Raw genomic sequence first — 18,818 nt, forward strand, 5'->3', positions numbered from 1 at the left:
ACTGAGAGATCATGCGTACGCAGACCGTCGAGGCGGACGTCGTCGTCGTCGGAGGGGGGCTCGCCGGCGTCAGCGCGGCGGTCGCCGCCGCGCGGCTGGGCCGCCAGGTGGTGCTGGCGGGCAACCGACCGGTGCTGGGCGGCAACTCCTCCTCCGAGGTGCGGGTGTGGGTGTGCGGCGCCACCGCCCACGGCAACCAGCGCTGGGCCCGCGAGACCGGGATCGTCGGCGAGATGTACGTCGAGAACCAGTACCGCAACCCCGAGGGCAACCCCGTGTACTGGGACGACGTCGTGCTCGACACCGTCCGCCGGGAGAAGAACATCCGGCTCTTCCTCAACACGGACGTGCGCGACGTCGTCGCCACCGGCCCCGAGGACGCCCGCCGCATCGAGTCCGTGACGGGCTGGACGATGGGCTCGGAGATCCTCACGACGTTCACCGCCCCGGTCTTCCTCGACTGCACGGGCGACGGGCTCGTCGGCGCCCTGGCGGGCGCGCGCTACCGGCTCGGGAAGGAGTCGCAGGCCGAGTTCGGCGAGGAGTGGGCGCCGCCGGAGCCGGTGCGCGAGTTCCTCGGCTCCACGCTGCTCTTCTACACCAAGGACCTCGGCCACCCGGTGAAGTACGTCGCGCCGGAGACCGCGATCGACATCACGTCCACGCCCATCCCCATGAACCGCGTCATCCGCAGCGGTGACTCGGGCGCCCACTACTGGTGGATCGAGTGGGGCGGCGAGATGGACATCGTCGACGACAACGAGCGCATCCGCGACGAGCTGCGCGGCGTCATCCTCGGCATCTGGGACTACATCAAGAACTCCGGCAAGTTCGACGCCGACAACCTCACCCTCGAGTGGATCGGCAACGTGCCCGGCAAGCGCGAGTACCGCCGGTTCGTCGGCGACTACACGCTGCACCAGGGCGACGTGATCGACCAGACGGTGTTCGACGACGGCGTCGCGTTCGGCGGCTGGTCCATCGACCTGCACCCCGCCCAGGGCATGTACGCCGAGGGCGCGGGCGCGCTGCAGCGGTTCTCCGAGGGCGTCTTCGAGATCCCCTACCGCTCCCTGTACTCGGTGAACGTGGAGAACATGCTGTTCGCCGGCCGCGACGTCTCCGCCACGCACATCGCCTTCGGCGCCGCGCGCGTCATGGCCACCTGCGGGGCGATGGGCCAGGCGGCCGGCACCGCGGCGGCGCTGTGCGTGGAGCACGGCACCACCCCGCGCGGCATCTACACCGACCACCTCGACGAGCTGCGCCAGACGCTGCTGCGCTGGGACGCGCCCGCCGTCGGCATCGCGAACACCGACCCGCACGACCTCGCCCGCCGGGCCACCGTCACCGCCTCCAGCACGACGACGCGGATCGCCGCGCCCGTCGTCGAGCCGGCCGACGGCGACCCCTACGACGCGTACGACGTCTACGACCTCGACGTCGACCTCGGCATCGTGCTCCCCGTGGACCCGCGCCTCGACACGGTCGAGCTGCTCGTCTCCGCCCGCCGCGACACCACGCTGTCGGTCGAGGTGTTCTCCACCGGCAAGCCGCAGAACGTGGTGCCCGCGCACCTCGAGACCAAGACCGACGTCGTCGTGCCCGCCGGCGACGAGCGCTGGGTCACCGCGCACGTGCCGTTCGCGCCCGAGGTCCCGCAGAACGCCGTCGTCGTGCTGCGCGCCAACCCGGACGTAGCGGTCCGCCTCACGTCCCCGCTGCCGGCGGGGGTGCTCACGCTGGTGCACCGGGTCGACAACGACGACCAGAACGTGCAGATCAGCTCCGAGGAGCTGCTGGTGCAGTGGCCCACCAAGCCGCTGCGCGGCCGGTCCGTCGTGTTCCGCGCCGGCCCCGACACCCGCGCCCTCGCGCCCGAGCGCGCCACGAGCGGGTACCACCGCAACCACGGCGGCCCGCACCTGTGGGCGTCGTCGCCGATGGTGCCCGGCCGCGACGAGTGGTTGCGCCTCGACTGGGACGAGCCGGTGACGGCGCGCGAGGTGCGGGTCGTGCTCGACGACGACCTCGACGTCGAGCTCAACACCCTGCACCACCACCGTACGCCCGACGAGATCATGCCGACGCTCGTCAAGGACTACCGCCTCGAGGTGTTGCCCGCCGGCACCCCCGACGAGGGCGGCTGGGTGACCGTCGCCGACGAGACCGACAACCGGTGGCGGCTGCGCACCCACCCGCTGCCCGCCGACGTCGGCCCGCTGCGCGCCGTCCGCCTCGTCGTCGGCGCCACGAACGGCGCAGCGCAGGCCCGCGTGGTCGCGCTGCGCGTGCAGGAGTGACGGTGGCGCACGCAGGGCTCGCCCGCCCGGTGCGCGGCAGCGCGACCACGCAGGCCCGGGCTACGCTGACCGCCGTGCACAGGAAGGAGCGCACCGGCATCGTGGCGCTCGCCGTGCCGGACCTCGAGGAGCCGTACTTCGCCGAGCTCACGGCGCTGCTGGTGCGGCGCGCCGACGAGCGCGGGCTGTCGATCCTCATCCAGCAGACCGCGGGCGACCACGAGCGCGAGGTGGACGTCGCCAACGGCATCGGGCTGCCCCCGACCGACGGGCTCATCCACATCCCGCGCGCGCTGTCCGTGGCGGACCTGACGCGGCGCACCTCCCCCGGGCCGCTGGTGCTGCTGGGCGAGCACATCCTCGTCAGCCCGTTCACGCACGTGACGATCGACAACCGGGCCGCGTCGTACGCCGCGACCGAGCACCTGGCGTCCGTCGGCTGCCGGCGGGTCGCGTTCGTCGGCCCCCGCGACGCCCGTCCGTCGGACGCCGCGGACCGCCGGTACGCCGGCTACCGCGAGGCCGTGGCCGCGCTCGGGATCGTCGACGACCCGGACCTCGTGGCCCAGGTCGAGGCGTTCACCCCCGCCGAGGGGCAGCGGGCCGTGCGCGGCCTGCTGGAGCGCGGCGTCGAGCTCGACGGCATCGTCTGCTCCAACGACTCGGTCGCCTTCGGCGCCCTGCCCGCCCTGCACGAGGCCGGGCGGCGCATCCCCGAGGACGTCGCCGTCGTCGGCATCGACGACGTGCGCGGCGCGCGGTTCACGACGCCGTCGCTCACCTCCGTCTCGCCCGACAAGGAGGCGCTGGTCGAGCGCGCCCTCGGGGAGCTGGAGCGGCAGATCGCCACGCCGCCCGGCGCGAACCTGCCGGTGCAGCACGTGGTGGTGCCGGCGCGCGTCGTGCAGCGCGCGAGCACCACCCGCTGAGCCCGGTGGCGCGATCGGCGGTGCGGTCGGCAGTGCCGTCAGGCAGGGTCGGCGGGGACCACCCAGAGCTCGCCCACGTGCGCCTCGATCAGCTCGCGGGCGTCGGCGTCCAGGCCGTCGTCGGTGACGAGGCGCTCCACCTCGTGCAGGTCGACGATCGTCGTGAGGCCGACGACGCCCCACTTCGTGTGGTCGGCGAGCACGACGGCGTCCTGGCCGGCGGCCAGGAGCGCGCGGTCGGTCTCCGCCTCCAGCAGGTTGGGCGTGGTGAGGCCCGCGTGCAGGTCCACCCCGTGCACGCCGAGGAACGCGACGTCGAGGTGCAGGTGCTCCAGCGAGCGCACGGCGACCGGCCCCACCAGCGCGTCGGACGGCGTGCGCACCCCGCCGGTGAGCACCACGGACTGGGTGTACGGCTCGTCGGCGCGGTCGGGGCGGCGGAACACCTCCGCGACGGGCAGCGAGTTGGTGACGACGGTGAGGTCCGGGACGGCGCGCAGCTCCTGCGCGAGGACCCACGTCGTCGTGCCGCCCGAGAGGCCCACCGCCATGCCGGGCTCCACCAGCTGCGCCGCCCGGCGCGCGATGGCCTGCTTGGCCGCGACCTGCTGCTGCACCCGCGACGCGAAGCCGCGCTCCTGCGTCCCGCCCGCGTCGCCGCGGGTCGTGGCGCCGCCGCGCACCCGGTCCAGCTCCCCCGCGTCCGCGAGCGCCTCGATGTCCCGGCGCACCGTCATCGCGCTGACGCCCAGCTCCTCGGCCAGCTCGGTGACGCTCGCGGCGCCCCGACGGCGCACCTCGGCCACGATCCGTGACCTGCGTTCTGCGACGAGCACCCGCTCCCCTTTCGACCCGCGGCACAGTCTGTCACGCGACGTCGTGACCGACGCCGCCTCGTTCTGGCTCTGCCCCGTCCCGCCCTGGAGATCTCCGTGACGCTGCCCGCCCCCTACGACGCCTGGTTCCCCGACAGCCCCATCGATGGCACGTACGGGTACGACCGGGACGGCCTGCTGGCCGTGCCGGCCTCCGCGGAGCCGGAGGGCTTCGCCGACCTGTGGCGGTCCTGGCACGACGACGCGCGGGGCGTGCCGGCGGACGTCGTGGCCGAGCCGGTGGGCCGGCAGGGGGCGCACGAGGTGTCGGTCGTGACGTTCACCGCCGCCGGCGGCCTGCGGCTGCGCGCCTGGCTGGCGCTGCCTGTGGACGTCGAGGTGCGGGTCGGGATCGTGCACGGGCACGGCTACGGCGGCCGCGACGCGCCGTCGTTCGAGCGGGTGCCGCACGACGCCGCCGTCATCTTCCCCGTCGCCCGGGGGCTCGGTGTCCTGAACGCGGGTGTCGGCGCCCCGGACGTCTCGACGGCGCACGTGCTGGCGGGCATCGAGGACGTCGAGACGTACGTGCTGGGCCGGTGCGCCGTCGACCTGTGGCACGCGGCCACCGCGCTGCAGGAGGCGCTGACCGACGTCCCGGGCATCCCCGCCGACCTGCCCCTGTACTACGTGGGCAGCAGCTTCGGCGGCGGGGTCGGCGCCCTGGCCGTGCCATGGGACGACCGGTTCGTGGGCGCCACGCTGGAGGTGCCGAGCTTCGGCCAGTACGACGAGCGCCTCGCCGTGCCCTGCACGGGCAGCGGCGAGGCGCAGCGCGGGTACGTGGCGCGGCACCCGGAGGCCCGTGCGGTGCTCGCGCTCACCGACGCGTCCGTGGCGGCGACCTACCTGCGCGTCCCGACGCGCGTCGAGTGCGCCCTGTGGGACGCGCACGTGCCCCCGCCGGGGCAGTTCGGCGTCGCCGCCGGGGTCCGGGTCGCCGGCCTGTCCGGCACCGGGGCCGAGCTGGAGCTGGCGGTGCACTCCGCCGGGCACGCGGAGTACCCCGGCCAGGCGCGCGAGCTGGCGGCGGCGTTCGCGGCAACGCGCGCGCACGTCGCGCACGCCGTGGTCCGCGCGACGCGGTAGTGCCTCCCGTCCTCCGGTCGTGCACGGCGGGCACTACCGGAGGACGGGAGGCACTACCTCGGGGAGTGGGCTCAGTTCCAGTCGTCGATCTTCACGTCGCGGGGCGACGGCGCGGCGTCGCCGCCCTCGACCAGGGCCTTGAGGCTCTGCAGGAACACGGCCCACTTGGTGCTGCAGTGGTGCATGAACTCGACGGGCTCGCGCCAGCCGCGGTGTGCGAACAGCACGATCGTCCAGTCGCCGTCCTGGCGCAGGTCCCACTCGACCGTCGTGCCGACCCACTCCGCGGGGCCGTCGACCACCCGCCACACCACGCGCTGGAGCGGCACGGCCTCCACGACCTCCATGTCGAAGCCGGGATCGTCGTGGCCGGCGCCGGGGAACCGGAACTCGACCTTCCCGCCGAGGCCGGCGTCCCCCGTCGTCCTCTCGGTCCACCAGCCGGCGAGGCCGTCGACCGTGGTCAGCGCCTCGTACATCGCCTCGGGCGTCGGGGTCCTGGCCCCGATCCGGTGCAGGATGTCCACCATCGCGATCAGCTCCTTCTCGTGTCGGTCTTCCGGGTGCTCTCGATCGCCTCGGCGATCGCCTTGATGCGGTGCAGCCGGCGGTCCCACGCCCGGCCGACGGTCGCGAGCTGGTCCGCCGCCCGCTCGAGCTGGGCGGCGTCCACCCGGCACTGCTTCTCCCGGCCCACCGCCGTCGAGCGGACGAGGCCGGCCCGGTCGAGCACGTCGAGGTGCTTGGCCACGGCCTGCCGGGTCACCGGCAGCTGCCGACTCAGCGACGAGGCGGTGCCGCCGCCGTCGGCGAGCAGGAGGTCGAGGATGCGGCGGCGGGTCGGGTCGCCGATGGCGGACCAGAGCACGTCGTCGACACCCGTTGCCTCGGTCATGACCGGACCTCCAGCGACCCGGCGTAGGTCACCAGCCGCGGCAGGTAGAAGGCCCAGCCGTCCACGTGCTCGGAGTAGCGCTGCTCCAGGACCGCGACCTCCCAGCCCTGCTCGCGGAAGCCCGTCTCGGTCATCCGCAGCAGCGTGCCGTCGCCGGACGGGACGAGGTCGAACGTCACGAGCAGCGAGTTCCCCGCCCGCGCCTCCTCGCCGGCCGGGTGCGTCCAGCGGAACGAGAACGTGCGCGGCGGCAGCGACTCGACCACGGTGAACGACTCGACGGTCCGGTCCGGGCCCGCGCCGAACGTGATCGACCCCGCCGCGCCGGGCTCCGGGTCGAAGTCCGCGTCGTCGGGCCACCACTGCCGCACGTGCTCGGGGCGGCTCACCACCTCGAAGACGACCTCCGGCGACGCCTCCACGTACAGCTCGCGCTCGATGCTTCCCAGCTCGCTCGTCGACCCCATGACCCCTCCTGCAACTTTCGGTTGCACATCACGGTAGTCCTGAGTCGCGAGAAGCGCAACCGTTTGTTGCGTAGCGCCTAGGTGGCCTGAACCGTGCCGATGCCCAGCGTGGTGGCGCGGGGGTACAGGCCGGTGCGGAGGTTGGCCTCGCGCAACGGGCCGGTCAGCTGCGCGAGGCGGCCGGCCTTCTGCGGCCCCAGCGCCAGCCAGGGCGCGGCGGCGAGGTCGTCGGTGGTCCGCTCGACGGCGTCGCGCAGCTCGCGGCCCGCCGCCGTCGCCTCGCCGGCGCCGTCGACCAGCCCGCGGGCTGCCAGGCGGTCCCGCGCGGCGAGCCACTCGTCGTCGGTCCAGCCCCGGCCGGCGAACGCCTCGACGGGCGCGGCGCCGATCGCGGCGAACGAGACCAGCGCCTCGACGGGGTCGAGCCCCGCCGTCAGCAGGGCCGCGACGTGCCCGTCGCCGCGGTGCTCGCGCAGGATGCCGATCGCATGCCAGAGCGCCAGGTGCGGCTCGTCCGGCCAGGGCAGGTCGGCGTTCGCCGCGGCGAGCGGCCGACCCGCCGTCGCGACGGATCCCGCGGCCTCGCGCGCCAGGGCGGCGGCCTCGGCCAGGTCGCCGCCCCCGTCGACGACCCGGTCGCCCAGGACGGCGCGGTACATCGCGTCGACCCCGCGCAGGCGCGCCTCGAGGATCCGCTCCGGCTCAGCGACCCGCCACGCGGCGGGCACGTGCTCCGCCGTCGTGCGGGGGCTGAAGCTGTAGAACGCCGCGCCGACCTGCTGCGCCCCCGCCGCGCCCAGCGGTGCGGCCCGCCACGCGAAGTAGCTCGGCCAGCGCGAGTCGACGGCGAAACCCAGGCCCGCGGCCTCGGCGAACACCTCGGGCGCGTACCAGAACAGCGCGTGCACGGGCTCCAGCGCGTGCCACATCTGACGTGCGAGACCGCGAGCCTGCGACATGCGTCGAGACTAGCGGCGACGGGTCGCCAGGAACTCCCCGATGCGGCCGATGGCCTCGGTGAGGACCTCCTCGTCGGGCAGCGTGACGAGGCGGAAGTGGTCGGGCTCGAACCAGTTGAACCCCGTGCCGTGGGTGACCAGGATCTTCTTGGCCCGCAGCAGGTCGATGACGAACTGCTGGTCGTCGTCGATCGCGTACATCTCCGGGTCGAGGCGCGGGAAGCAGTACAGCGCGCCGCGCGGGCGCACCGACGTCACGCCCGGGAGCTCGTTGAGGAGCTTGTCGGCCAGCATCGCCTGGTCGTAGTAGCGGCCGCCGGGCACGATCAGCTCGTTGATCGACTGGTACCCGCCCAGCGCCGTCTGGATCGCGTGCTGCGCGGGGACGTTGGCGCACATGCGCATGTTGGCGAGCAGGGTGAGGCCCTCGAGGAACTCGGTGGCGTTCTCCTTGGGGCCCGAGATCATGACCCAGCCGGCGCGGTAGCCGCACACGCGGTACGCCTTCGACAGGCCGCTGAACGTCAGGCACAGGACGTCGTCGCCCGCGGCCGCCGCGGCGTGGTGGTGCGTGGCGCCGTCGAACAGGATCTTCTCGTAGATCTCGTCCGTGAGGATCACGAGGTCGTGGCGGCGCGCGATGTCCACGAGCGCCTCGACCATCTCCTTGGAGTACACGGCGCCGGTGGGGTTGTTCGGGTTGATGATCACCATGGCGTGCGTGTTCTCGGTGATCTTCGACTCGATGTCCTCGAGGTCCGGCATCCAGCCGTTCTCCTCGTCGCACCGGTAGTGCACGGCCGTGCCGCCGCACAGCGTCACCGCGCCCGTCCACAGGGGGTAGTCGGGCGCGGGGACGAGGATCTCGTTCCCCTCGTCGACGAACGCCTGCAGCACCATCGAGATGAGCTCGGAGACGCCGTTGCCGATGAACACGTCGTCCACCGTCGTGTCCCGCAGGCCGCGCGACTGGTAGTACTGCGCCACCGCCGTCCGCGCCTCGTAGATGCCGCGCGAGTCGCTGTACCCCTGCGCCTCCGGCAGGTGGTGGACCATGTCCGCCAGGATCGCCGCCGGTGCCTCGAAGCCGAACGGCGCCGTGTTGCCGATGTTCAGCTTGAGGATGCGATGGCCCTCGGCCTCGAGGCGCTGGGCCTCTTCGAGGATGGGACCGCGGACGTCGTAGCGGACGTTGAGAAGCTTGCGGCTCTGTCGGATGGTGCGCACGGGTCCATCATCCCCCCGCCTCCCGGGTGCCCGACACGGCCATTCCACGACGAGCGGCCCCGGCGTCGTCCCGCGTGGTGGTGGCGGGCGCGGCCCCCACCAGCGCGTCGAGGCGCTCCAGCCGCTGCCGGGTGGCGTCGTCGGCGGGGGTCATGAGGATGATGCGGTCGCCGCGCGCGCGGTCGATCCACAGGCTCTGGAAGTGCACCTCCAGCGTGCCGACGCGCGGCGAGCGGTAGCGGCGCAGCTGGGTGCCGTCGCCGGCCACGTCGTACGACTCCCAGTGCCGGACGAAGTCCGGCGACTCCGCGCGCAGCCTCCCCAGCAGCGCGGCCCAGCGCGGGTCCTCGCGATGCTCGGGCTCCCGCGCCCGCAGCCGGGCGGCGATGTTGTGCAGCACCGTCTCCTCGGCCTCGCCGAGCGCCCCGCGCCACCGCGGCTCGGTGAACATCAGCCACGCGCAGTTGCGCTCCTCGGGCGGGTGGGCGTCGAGGTCGTCGAACAGGTACCGGTACGCCCGGTTCGCGGCGAGCAGGTCGTAGCTGTCCGTCTGGATCGCGGCCGGGTAGGGCAGCAGCTGCTCCAGCACGGCCAGCTGCTCCGGGTGCACCTGGGGCGGCGGCCCGGGCGCGACGGCGGGCTCCCGCCCGGCCAGGGCCAGGAGGTGGCGGCGCTCGGCGGCGTCGAGCCGCAGCACCCGGGCGACGGCGTCGAGCACCTGGTCCGACACGTTCCGCGCCCGGCCCTGCTCCAGCCACGTGTACCAGGTGACCCCCACGCCGGCGAGCTGCGCCACCTCCTCGCGGCGCAGCCCCGGCGTGCGGCGCCGGCCGCTCACGGGCAGCCCCACGTCGCCCGGCCCGATCCGCCCGCGGCGCTCGCGCAGGAACTCCCCGAGGGCGGCACGGTCGGGCGACGTGGCGGTCATGACGACCAGTGTCGCCCGGCCCGTGCCGCCGATCCAGCCTCGAACCAGGTGGTGCCGGTACCACGATCAGCAGGCTCCTGGTACCAGGATGAGCGGGGGCGCACCGTCGTCGTCATGACCACGACCAGCGCACCCGCCGCGCAGCCCGCCGTCACCACGGCCCCTGCGGCGACGGCGCCCCGCACCACCGCACCCCGCACCACCGCACCCCGCGCCCTCACCGGGATCGGCCTCGCCGTCCTCCTCGTCGCCTACCTGCCGGTCAACATGACGTTCGGGTCGGTCAACCTGCTCGCCCCGGCGATCACGGCCGACCTCGGCGCCGCGACGTCGGGCGGGCAGCTCGTCCTGTCCGCGTACACGACGACGTTCGCCGCGACGCTCGTCGTCGCCGGACGCCTCGGGGACCGGTACGGCCGGCGGCGGCTGCTCGCCGTCGGGCTGGTGGCGTTCGCGGTGCTGTCCGCGGCGGCGGCCTTCGCGCCCGGTCTGGCGACGCTGGTGGCGCTGCGCGCCGGACTCGGCGTCGCCGCGGGCCTCTTCACCCCGCAGGTGCTCTCGACGATCCAGGCCGCGGCGCCCGACCGGCTGCGCGCGCTGGGCGTCACCCTCTTCACCGCCGTGAGCGGCGTCGCGACGATCGCCGGGCAGGTGCTCGCCGGGGCCGTCGCCGGGATGGCGGGCCCGCACCTGGGCTGGCGCGCGGTGCAGGTCGCCACGGGCGCCATCGCGGCGGCGGCGCTGCTCGCGCTGCGGACCGTGCCGGAGTCCCGGTCGACGGCGCCGCTCGCCCTCGACCTGCGCGGCGCGGCCCTCCTGGCCGCGGGCCTCCTGCTGCTCGTCGTGCCGCTGACGCTCGGCGCGTCGGCCGGGTGGCCGCCGGTGCTGCTCGGGATGCTCGCCGCGGCGGGCGCCGTACTCGCCCTGTTCGCCCGGTCGCAGCGCGCGGCCGAGCGGCGGGGCGAGCTGCCCGTCGTGCCGCCGTCCGTGCTGCGCACCCCTGCCGTGCGGCACGGCCTCGTCATGACGCTGCTGTTCTTCACCGGCTACGGCGCGTTCCTGTACGAGGTGTCGGCGCTCGCGCAGGGCGCGCTCGGCGCCGACGCGCAGGGCACGGTCGTGCTGCTCCTCGGCTTCGGCGGCGCGTTCATCGCCACGGCCCTCGCGCTGCCCGCGATCGAGCGGCGCACCGGGCGGTGGACGATGACGGGCGCCGCGCTGGCGCAGGCAGCGGTGCTGCTCGCCCTCGGGCTCGTGGTGGGCAGCGGGCACGGCGACCGGGCTGCGGCCCTGCAGCCGCTGCTCATGGCCCTCGGCGCGGCGCAGGCCCTCATGTACGGGCCGGTGCTGCGGACCGTCCTGTCGCGGACGCCCACCTGGGCCGCGGGCGTCGCGGGCGGGCTGTTCACCACGCTCCAGCAGCTCGGTCTCGGGCTCGGCGTGGCCGTGCTCGGCGGGCTGTTCCAGGCCGTCGCCGCGCACTCCCCCGGCGGCGCGGCGGCAGGGCTGCCCGGCGGCTTCGCGGTGGCCGTCGTCGTGCAGGCCGGGCTGGCGCTCGTCTTCGCCGCGTTGGCCACGCGCATCGCGCGGGCCCGCTGACGGCGGGCCCGCGCGAGACGTCCGCACGGCGCCGCCCCGCGACGGGGAGTCGGGGAGGCGCCGTGCTCGTGGGGGCCAGGGGCTGCCCCCACGACGAGGGTGCGACGGCGACCTCAGGATCGGCCCAGGATCCGCCGGGTGGTTGCTCAAGATCACCGTGCTTTCGGCTCGCAGGTTGCCGTCCGGGGATCGGGTGGGCGACGGTGGGAGTCCGGTCCGTCGCCCCGTTCGGAGGTCGTCATGAAGGTCGTCGTCATCGGCGCGCTCGGCAAGGTCGCGCGCCAGCTGGTCCCGCTGCTGGCGGACGGCGGCACGGGCCCGGTGGTCGACGTCGTCGGGGTGGTCCGCAAGCCCGAGCAGGTCGACCGCGTCGCCGACCTCGGCGCGGAGCCCGCGCTCCTGGACGTCGAGCACGCGACCACCGAGGAGATCGCCGCCGTCCTGGCCGGCGCGGACGCCGTCGTCTGGTCCGCCGGGGCGGGCGGCGGCAACCCGGAGCGCACCTACGCCGTCGACCGCGACGCCGCGATCCGGTCCATGGACGCCGCCGCGAGCGCCGGCGTGCGGCGGTACGTGATGGTGTCGTGGATCGGTTCGACGCCGGAGCACGGCGTCCCCGAGAGCGCGGGCTTCTTCGCCTACGCCGACGCCAAGCTGGCCGCCGACGACCACCTGCGCACCACCGACCTCGACTGGACGATCCTCGGCCCCGGCACCCTGATCGACGAGCCGCCCACCGGGCGCGTCACGCTGTTCCCGGAGACCGGCCCCGTGCCGCGCGGCACCGACACGAGCGTGCCGCGCGCCGACGTCGCGCAGGTCGTCGCGCGGACGCTGCGCGAGCCCGCGACCATCGGCCGGTTCGTGCGCTTCTCCGCGGGGGACACGCCGATCCCCGCCGCGCTGCGAAACCTGGACTAGGCCGCGAGCCTTAATCAAGGTTTCGGCGAAACCTTGATTAAGATGGCCTCATGGTCAAGGTTCCCGCGTTCGAGTACGCCGACGACTACTGGGTCGCCGACGCGGACGGGATGACGAGCCGGTCCGCGCGGGCCGCCGCGTCCGGCCCCCATCGTTCGGTCGTCCCGCCCACGATCGCCAGCTGGGTCCCGGACATCCCTGCCGACCTGTCCGCAGACGTCGAAGAGGCTTCTGCGGCGCTCGGCCGGTTCGACGAGCACGCCGCCAAGATCCTCGGAACCACCAGCCCGACCCTCGGCCCCATGAGCTCCATCCTCCTGCGCACCGAGTCCGCGTCGTCGTCGCAGATCGAGGACCTCACCGTCGGCCCCCGGCAGCTGGCTCTTGCCGAGATCGAGCAGTCCACGTCCACGAACGCCCGCACCGTGGTCGCGAACGTCCGCGCCATGGAGGCGGCGCTCGCGCTCGCCGACCGGCTCGACACCGACGCCATCCTGGACATGCACCGCGCGCTCCTGTCGGGCCAGCGCGGCTGGGAGGACCACGCCGGCCGCTGGCGCGACCAGCTCGTGTGGATCGGGACGAGCACGATCAGCCCTCGGGGCGCGTCCCACGTCGCGCCTCAGGCACCGCTCGTCGCCCCGGCGATGGACGATCTGGTCGGATTCGTCCGGCGCGACGACCTGCCCGTCCTGTTCCAGGCGGCAGTGGCGCACGCTCACTTCGAGGTCATCCACCCGTTCGTGGACGGGAACGGGCGCACGGGCCGCGCGATGATCCACTCCATCCTCCGCGCCAAGGGGATCGTCACGGCCACCACCGCGCCCGTGTCGGCGGGGCTGCTCACGCAGACCGAGGGGTACTTCGCGGCCTTGTCCGCCTACCGCGACGGCGACGCACGCCCGATCGTCGAACGCGTCGCCGCCGCGGCACGCTTCGCCGCCTCGTCGGGGTCCCAGCTCGTCGACGACCTTTCGTCACAGGTCGACGCTGCTCGCGCCCAGCTCGGCGGACTTCGGCGGCAGGCCGCGGCGTGGCGTGTCGTGCCACACCTGGTCTCGCACCCCGTCGTGAACGCCCCGTTCCTCGCCAAGCACCTGGGGATGGTCGGCCAGACCGCCCAGAACGCCCTCTCCCAGCTCACCGAGGCCGGCGTGCTGACCGAGCGGACCGGAATGCGCCGCAACCGCGTCTGGGAGCATTCCGGCATCCTCACCGTCCTCGACCAGTACGCCCAGAGCCTGCTCAGGCGGTGAGCGCCGCCCGGCGCCGTGCGCTGACGGCGCCGTGCGGGCGCGCGCCGGGCTCGTCACGCTCGGCGGTGGCCACGACGTCGAAGCCCGCGCGGTCGAGGCGCGCCGCCAGCTCCTCGGGCGGCCAGAACCACGCCGTCGTGACCTTGTGGTCGAACGGCTCCACGCGCGGGCCGCGGAAGTAGCCGACCAGCAGCCCACCCCCGGGGGCGACGGCGCGGGCGAACTCCGCCAGCACGTCGTCCACAGCCGCGCCGTCCGTGGTATCGGGCGGGGTGTGGATGACGGAGTACCAGGCGAGCAGCCCGCCGAGGCCGCCGTCGGGCACGCCGAGGTCGTCCAGCGCGGCGCGACGGAAGGTGACGCCGGGGTACTCCGCGCGGGCGCGCTCCAGGAACGGCTCGGCGAGGTCCACGCCCTCGGCGTCCAACCCCAGCCGTGCGAGGAAGTCCGTCCACTGCCCGGGCCCGCACCCGGCGTCGAGCACGCGGCCCGTCAGCCCGGCAGCCCACCGCGCCACGAGGTCGCGGTCGTCCTCGTGCACCGACGCCATCGACCCGAAAAGGTCCGTGTACTCCTGCGCGCGTGCCGCGTACGCGGCGCTGGCCTCACCCGTCATGCGGCCACCCTAGGGACGGGGTGGGACGGGGCCCGCGACCGTGCGCAGCGCGCGCCGGGCGTGCGCACGGGCCGCGGCGGGCGACGGCGCGGGCTCGAGGCCGAGCAGCCGGCGGCGGTGCGGCTCGCCGAGCAGCAGCGTGTACAGCTCCTCGGCGCGCACGGGCACGTCCCCGAGACCGGGGTGCTCGGCGGCCAGGAGCTCCGCGAGGACCTCGACGGTGCGGGCGGGGCCGTTCGCGTAGAAGTCCGCGGCGAGCCGCGGCAGCTGGCGCGCCTCCGCGACGACGAGGCGGTGCAGCGTCACGGCGTCGTCGCCGTGCAGGGTCCGCACGACGCGCGTGGCGACCTCCTCCAGGTCGTCCCCCGCGTGCAGGCCCTCCTGCTCGTGCCGGTGCAGCCGCTCGACGGCGGCGAGGAAGAGCCCCTCCTTGTCCGTGAAGCGGGCGTAGATCGTGCGCTTGGTGACGCCCGCGGCGGCGGCGACGCCCTCGATCGTCGTGCCGGCGAACCCGTGCTCCGCGAGCTGCACCGTGGCCGCGTCGAGGATCGCCTCCCGGCGCGCCTCGGCCTCGTCGCGGCGGGGGCGCCCGCGGCGGGCGGGGGTCCGAGGGGTCTCCGTGTCCATGCTCTAATGATACGGCACCGTTTCATTACTGACGTCATCACACGGGCTGCACCACACGAGGAGGACCGATGGCTGGACGACGACTGCTGCACGTGGCCTTCAGCGACGACTGGGAGGCGTGCGCGCGGTTCGGGGAGTACGACGTCGCCACGCGGCGCACGCTGTTCGACGACGCGGGCCACATCCACGCGACGACGGCGGGCGGCCTGCCCGCCGTGCTGCACGACGTCTACGGCGACGCCACCGAGGCGCTGGTGCTCGCCGTGATCGACGAGGACGCCCTCGCCGCCCAGGGCATCCCGGTGACCTGGGCGCCCGCAGCCGGCGGGCCCGCGCCCCGCATCGGCGCCCTGCTGCCGATGGACCGCGAGACGGTGGTCGCCCTCCTGGAGGTCGGGCGCGGCCCCGACGGGTGGGTCGTCCCCGACCTCTCCGGCCTCGACGTCCGCGAGACGGCACCCGAAGCCACGCTCTGGACGTCGCTCGGGGCCGGCCTGGAGGTCAGCCCCGCGGTCAGCCCAGCAGGGTCGTGACGCGGCGGCGCACGCCCGCGGCGTCCAGTCCGTGCGCCGCGGCGTGGTCGCGCGGCGTGCCGTACCGGCGCAGCTCGGCCTCGCCGGGGACACCCACGTGCAGCACGCGGCTGGGCCGGTCGGCCAGCGCGGCCGCCACGGCCGCGGCGCTCGTCCCTTCCAGGTACGGCTCGACGACGGCGAGCGACGGCGCGGCCCCCGGGCCCGCAGGCAGCAGCGCGCGCAGCCCGTCGGCGTCAAGCGGGTGCGGGGTGGCGGTCCACGCGACACGCACGGGCAGGTCGGCGACGGCCTCGAGCACGGTGTCGAGCATCGGGCCGACGGCGAGGACGAGCGGCGCGGACGTGCCGCCCCTGCCGTCGACGGCGTCCCGCACCAGGTGCAGCCGCCCGTCGACGGGTCCCGGGCGGGCGTTGCGCTGCCCCGACAGGCGCACGTAGACGCGCCCGGTGCCCGCCGCCTCGCGGTGCAGGATCTGGGCGACCTCGTCGGCGTGGCCCGGCACGTGCACCGTCCAGCCGGGCAGCGCGGAGATCAGCGCCACGTCGGCGGGGGCCTGGTGGGTTCGGCCGCCCGCGGACACGTCGTACGACGCGCCCGCGCTGACCAGCACGGCACCCACGTCCTGGTGGCCGAGGTCGAGCTTGACCTGCTCGTACGGCCGCTCCACCAGGAACGACGCGAACGTGTGCACGATCGGCCGCCGCCCCGCCAGCGCGAGGCCGCCCGCCACGCCGATCAGCGCCTGCTCGCGGATGCCGACGTCGATGACGCGGCTGGGGTGGCGCTCGATCACGCGGCCCAGGTAGCCCGACCCGATGACGGCCAGGACGACGTCGACGTCCGGGTGCGCGTCGAGCAGGGGGCCGAGCTCCTCGTAGAACCGGGTGCGCAGGTCGAGCGCGGGCGCGGTGGCCGGGGCGGTCATGCCGACTCCTCGTTCGTGGGGGTGCCGGTCGGGTGGCCGGTGGTGTCGACGACCACGACCGTCGGCCGGTCGGGCTCGGTGCGCCGCAGCGCGGCGGTCAGGCGGGGCTGGTCGTGGGTGCGCACCTCGGCGGCCGCCCAGCCCTCGAGCGCGAACCGCGGCGCGATGCCGCCGGGCCAGCCGAGGCTGTCGCTGTGGTTGTCGACGACCACGCACGTGAGGTTCCCGAGGCCGAACCGGCCCGCCACCTGGATCGCCTCCGCGTTGCTGCCCTCGTCCAGCTCGGCGTCGCCCACGAGGACGACGACGCGCGCGGGGGTCCGCCCGCGCAGGCCCAGCGCGAGCCCGACGGCGAGCGGCAGGCCGTGCCCGAGCGAGCCGCTGCCGATCTCGATGCCCGGCACCAGCGTGCGGTCGGGGTGATGGCCGAGCGGCGAGTCGAACGACGCCACGTCGTCCAGCCACGCCGCCGGGAAGAATCCCTTCGCGGCCAGGACGGCGTACGTGGACGCCGGGCCGTGGCCCTTCGAGAGCAGGAAGCGGTCGCGGTCGGGGTCGTCGGGGCGGGCCGGGTCGACGCGGAGCACCTGGTCGTACAGCGTCCACACGACGTCGAGCGTGGAGTGCGCGCTCGGGTCGTGCTTCTCGTCGCCCGTGACGCGCGCGACCAGGTCCCGGACGCGCTGCGGGACCGTCGTGGGGGTGGCGGGAGCCGTCGTCGTCATGCCTCGATCGTGTGACCTCAACCATGGTTGAGGTCAAGGCCGCTCGCCGGGTGTGCGACGTCACCCCCGCCGTCCTGCGGAAACGCGGGGTCGGAGGCAGGATCGAGACGGACCAGCCGCCGTCATCAGGAGGTCTCGTCATGGCCCGCACCGTCGCCGAACACCTCGTCGACCAGCTCGTCGCCGCCGGCGTGAAGCGCATCTACGGGATCGTCGGGGACTCCCTGAACCCCGTCGTCGACGCCGTCCGCCGCACCGACGGCATCGACTGGGTGCACGTGCGCCACGAGGAGGCGGCGGCGTTCGCGGCCGCCGCCGACGCCGAGGTGACGGGCGAGCTCGCCGTCTGCGCCGGCTCCTGCGGGCCGGGGAACCTGCACCTCATCAACGGCCTCTACGACGCGAACCGGTCGCGCCTGCCCGTGCTGGCCATCGCGTCGCACATCCCGAGCGCCCAGATCGGCACGCAGTTCTTCCAGGAGACCCACCCGGACCGCATCTTCACCGAGGCGTCCGTGTTCTCGGAGCTGATCTCGTCGCCGGCCCAGCTCCCTCGCGTCACGCGGTCAGCCATCCAGCACGCGCTCGCCGCCCCGGGCGTCGCGGTGCTCACGCTGCCGGGCGACGTCGCGGACGAGCGGGTGCCCGACGACGACGCCCCGATCCTCGTGCCCGGCGCCTGCCCGGCGCGCGTCGTGCCGAACGACGCCGACGTCCAGGCCCTCGCCGACGCGATCAACGCTGCGAAGAAGGTCACGCTGTTCGTCGGCGCCGGGGCGCGAGGGTCGCGCGAGGAGGTGCTCGAGCTCGCCGACCTGGCCGCCGCCCCCGTCGGCCACTCGCTGCGCGGCAAGGAGATCATCCAGTACGAGAACCCCCACGACGTCGGCATGTCCGGCCTGCTGGGCTACGGCTCCTGCCACGAGGCGATGCACTCGGCAGACCTGCTGGTCATGGTCGGCACCGACTTCCCGTACGACTCGTTCCTGCCCGCCGACGTCCGCACCGCGCAGATCGACGTCGACGCCTCCCACCTCGGCCGCCGCACCCGGCTCGACCTGCCCGTGCACGGCGACGTCGGCGAGACGCTGCGGATCCTCAACCCGCTGGTCAAGCGCAAGAAGGACCGCAAGTTCCTGCGCTCCATGGTCGACAAGCACGCCGGGATCATGACCAAGGTGGTCGGCGCGTACACCCGGAACGTGGAGAAGCACACGCCCATCCACCCCGAGTACGCGGCCGTGCAGCTCGACGAGACGGCCGCCGACGACGCCGTGTTCACCGTCGACACCGGCATGAACAACGTGTGGGCGGCCCGGTACCTCACGCCCAACGGGAAGCGGCGCGTCATCGGGTCGTTCATCCACGGGTCGATGGCGAACGCCCTGCCGCACGCCATCGGCGCCGCGTTCGCGGAGCCCGGCCGGCAGGTCGTGGCGCTCGCCGGCGACGGCGGGCTGTCGATGCTGCTGGGCGAGCTCATCACGGTGCGCACCTACGACCTGCCGGTGAAGGTCGTCGTCTTCAACAACGCGACCCTCGGCATGGTGAAGCTCGAGATGCTGGTGGAGGGCTTGCCGTCGTACGGCACCGACTCCCCGCCCGTGGACTACCGGAACATCGGCCTCGCCGTCGGCATCCCGTCCGTCCGCGTCGAGCGGCCCAAGGACCTGCGCCGCGCCCTCAAGGACGGGCTCGACCGCAAGGGCCCCGCGCTCATCGAGGTCGTCACCGACCCGAACGCGCTGTCCATCCCGCCGTCCATCTCGGCGGGGCAGATCCGCGGGTTCGCCACCGCCATGACGAAGCAGATCTTCGGTGGCGGCATGGGAGAGGTCATGTCCATGGCCCGCTCCAACCTGCGCAACCTCCCCCGCTGACCCAGCCTGATTGTTGTGAGCGGGCGTTTGGCCCTGTTTCGGACCGAAACAGGGCCAAACC

At 74.4% G+C, this 18,818-nt stretch carries 19 protein-coding genes; 8 read left to right on the plus strand and 11 right to left on the minus strand.

Annotation, left to right across the window (positions count from 1 at the left end):
- Positions 1-11 precede the first annotated feature (11 nt).
- Both ACFWDO_RS14145 and ACFWDO_RS14150 read left to right on the plus strand, forming a co-directional pair.
- Positions 12-2,303, plus strand: a complete 2,292-nt coding sequence (locus ACFWDO_RS14145) for an FAD-dependent oxidoreductase (protein WP_380316806.1) — start codon at positions 12-14, stop codon at positions 2,301-2,303.
- Between the two features lie 74 nt (positions 2,304-2,377).
- On the plus strand, positions 2,378-3,232 hold the full coding sequence (locus ACFWDO_RS14150) for a LacI family DNA-binding transcriptional regulator (protein ID WP_380316803.1): 855 nt from the start codon (positions 2,378-2,380) through the stop codon (positions 3,230-3,232).
- A gap of 38 nt (positions 3,233-3,270) precedes the next feature.
- Here the strand turns inward: ACFWDO_RS14150 and ACFWDO_RS14155 are convergent, their stop codons facing one another.
- Entirely contained in the window at positions 3,271-4,068 is a 798-nt protein-coding gene (locus ACFWDO_RS14155) for a DeoR/GlpR family DNA-binding transcription regulator (protein WP_380316800.1), read from the minus strand.
- A 96-nt stretch (positions 4,069-4,164) separates the two neighbouring features.
- On the opposite strand from ACFWDO_RS14155, the gene ACFWDO_RS14160 reads away from it, so the two are divergent.
- On the plus strand, positions 4,165-5,196 hold the full coding sequence (locus tag ACFWDO_RS14160) for an acetylxylan esterase (protein ID WP_380316797.1): 1,032 nt from the start codon (positions 4,165-4,167) through the stop codon (positions 5,194-5,196).
- 71 nt (positions 5,197-5,267) lie between these two features.
- On the opposite strand, the gene ACFWDO_RS14165 is transcribed toward ACFWDO_RS14160, so the two are convergent.
- From ACFWDO_RS14165 to ACFWDO_RS14190, 6 genes are all read right to left on the minus strand, one after another.
- On the minus strand, positions 5,268-5,726 hold the full coding sequence (locus ACFWDO_RS14165; RefSeq protein ID WP_380316794.1) for an SRPBCC domain-containing protein: 459 nt from the start codon (positions 5,724-5,726) through the stop codon (positions 5,268-5,270).
- A 5-nt stretch (positions 5,727-5,731) separates the two neighbouring features.
- On the minus strand, positions 5,732-6,091 hold the full coding sequence (locus tag ACFWDO_RS14170; protein WP_380316791.1) for an ArsR/SmtB family transcription factor: 360 nt from the start codon (positions 6,089-6,091) through the stop codon (positions 5,732-5,734).
- On the minus strand, positions 6,088-6,558 hold the full coding sequence (locus tag ACFWDO_RS14175) for an SRPBCC family protein (RefSeq protein ID WP_380316787.1): 471 nt from the start codon (positions 6,556-6,558) through the stop codon (positions 6,088-6,090). The genes ACFWDO_RS14170 and ACFWDO_RS14175 overlap by 4 nt, the downstream gene beginning before the upstream one ends.
- Positions 6,559-6,635: 77 nt before the next feature.
- On the minus strand, positions 6,636-7,517 hold the full coding sequence (locus ACFWDO_RS14180; protein WP_380316784.1) for a hypothetical protein: 882 nt from the start codon (positions 7,515-7,517) through the stop codon (positions 6,636-6,638).
- Positions 7,518-7,526: 9 nt separating this feature from the next.
- On the minus strand, positions 7,527-8,744 hold the full coding sequence (locus ACFWDO_RS14185) for a pyridoxal phosphate-dependent aminotransferase (protein ID WP_380316781.1): 1,218 nt from the start codon (positions 8,742-8,744) through the stop codon (positions 7,527-7,529).
- A 7-nt stretch (positions 8,745-8,751) separates the two neighbouring features.
- Positions 8,752-9,672: a helix-turn-helix transcriptional regulator gene (locus ACFWDO_RS14190; protein WP_380316778.1), complete on the minus strand. Its 921-nt coding sequence runs from the start codon at positions 9,670-9,672 to the stop codon at positions 8,752-8,754.
- Positions 9,673-9,786: 114 nt separating this feature from the next.
- On the opposite strand from ACFWDO_RS14190, the gene ACFWDO_RS14195 reads away from it, so the two are divergent.
- The 3 genes from ACFWDO_RS14195 to ACFWDO_RS14205 all read left to right on the plus strand — a co-directional run bounded on the left by ACFWDO_RS14195 (position 9,787) and on the right by ACFWDO_RS14205 (position 13,448).
- A complete protein-coding gene (locus ACFWDO_RS14195; protein ID WP_380316775.1) occupies positions 9,787-11,271 on the plus strand; it encodes an MFS transporter in 1,485 nt (494 codons plus the stop codon).
- Between the two features lie 240 nt (positions 11,272-11,511).
- Positions 11,512-12,192, plus strand: coding sequence for an SDR family oxidoreductase (locus tag ACFWDO_RS14200; RefSeq protein ID WP_380325878.1), 681 nt, complete (start codon positions 11,512-11,514; stop codon positions 12,190-12,192).
- Positions 12,193-12,242: 50 nt separating this feature from the next.
- Entirely contained in the window at positions 12,243-13,448 is a 1,206-nt protein-coding gene (locus tag ACFWDO_RS14205; protein ID WP_380325875.1) for a Fic family protein, read from the plus strand.
- Here the strand turns inward: ACFWDO_RS14205 and ACFWDO_RS14210 are convergent.
- Together ACFWDO_RS14210 and ACFWDO_RS14215 are read right to left on the minus strand one after the other, a co-directional pair.
- The gene (locus tag ACFWDO_RS14210) at positions 13,438-14,064 is read right to left on the minus strand and encodes a class I SAM-dependent methyltransferase (protein WP_380325872.1); all 627 of its coding nucleotides are present in this window, start codon (positions 14,062-14,064) and stop codon (positions 13,438-13,440) included. The two genes, ACFWDO_RS14205 and ACFWDO_RS14210, sit on opposite strands and share 11 nt — an antisense overlap.
- Before the next feature lie 9 nt (positions 14,065-14,073).
- Positions 14,074-14,691, minus strand: coding sequence for a TetR/AcrR family transcriptional regulator (locus ACFWDO_RS14215; protein WP_380325869.1), 618 nt, complete (start codon positions 14,689-14,691; stop codon positions 14,074-14,076).
- A gap of 68 nt (positions 14,692-14,759) precedes the next feature.
- On the opposite strand from ACFWDO_RS14215, the gene ACFWDO_RS14220 reads away from it, so the two are divergent.
- Positions 14,760-15,224, plus strand: coding sequence for a DUF952 domain-containing protein (locus ACFWDO_RS14220; protein WP_380325866.1), 465 nt, complete (start codon positions 14,760-14,762; stop codon positions 15,222-15,224).
- Here the strand turns inward: ACFWDO_RS14220 and ACFWDO_RS14225 are convergent.
- Positions 15,205-16,152 carry a transketolase family protein gene (locus tag ACFWDO_RS14225; protein ID WP_380325863.1) on the minus strand — a complete coding sequence of 316 codons (948 nt, stop codon included), beginning with the start codon at positions 16,150-16,152 and terminating at the stop codon, positions 15,205-15,207. The two genes, ACFWDO_RS14220 and ACFWDO_RS14225, sit on opposite strands and share 20 nt — an antisense overlap.
- Entirely contained in the window at positions 16,149-16,877 is a 729-nt protein-coding gene (locus ACFWDO_RS14230; protein WP_380325860.1) for a thiamine pyrophosphate-dependent enzyme, read from the minus strand. Before ACFWDO_RS14230 ends, ACFWDO_RS14225 begins: the two co-directional genes overlap by 4 nt.
- Positions 16,878-17,017: 140 nt before the next feature.
- Here ACFWDO_RS14230 and ACFWDO_RS14235 point away from each other — a divergent pair, with 140 nt between their 5' ends.
- Positions 17,018-18,757, plus strand: a complete 1,740-nt coding sequence (locus tag ACFWDO_RS14235) for a pyruvate dehydrogenase (RefSeq protein ID WP_380325857.1) — start codon at positions 17,018-17,020, stop codon at positions 18,755-18,757.
- Positions 18,758-18,818 lie beyond the last annotated feature (61 nt).

The organism is Isoptericola sp. NPDC060185, from assembly GCF_042728595.1.
Taxonomy (GTDB): Bacteria; Actinomycetota; Actinomycetes; order Actinomycetales; family Cellulomonadaceae; genus Isoptericola.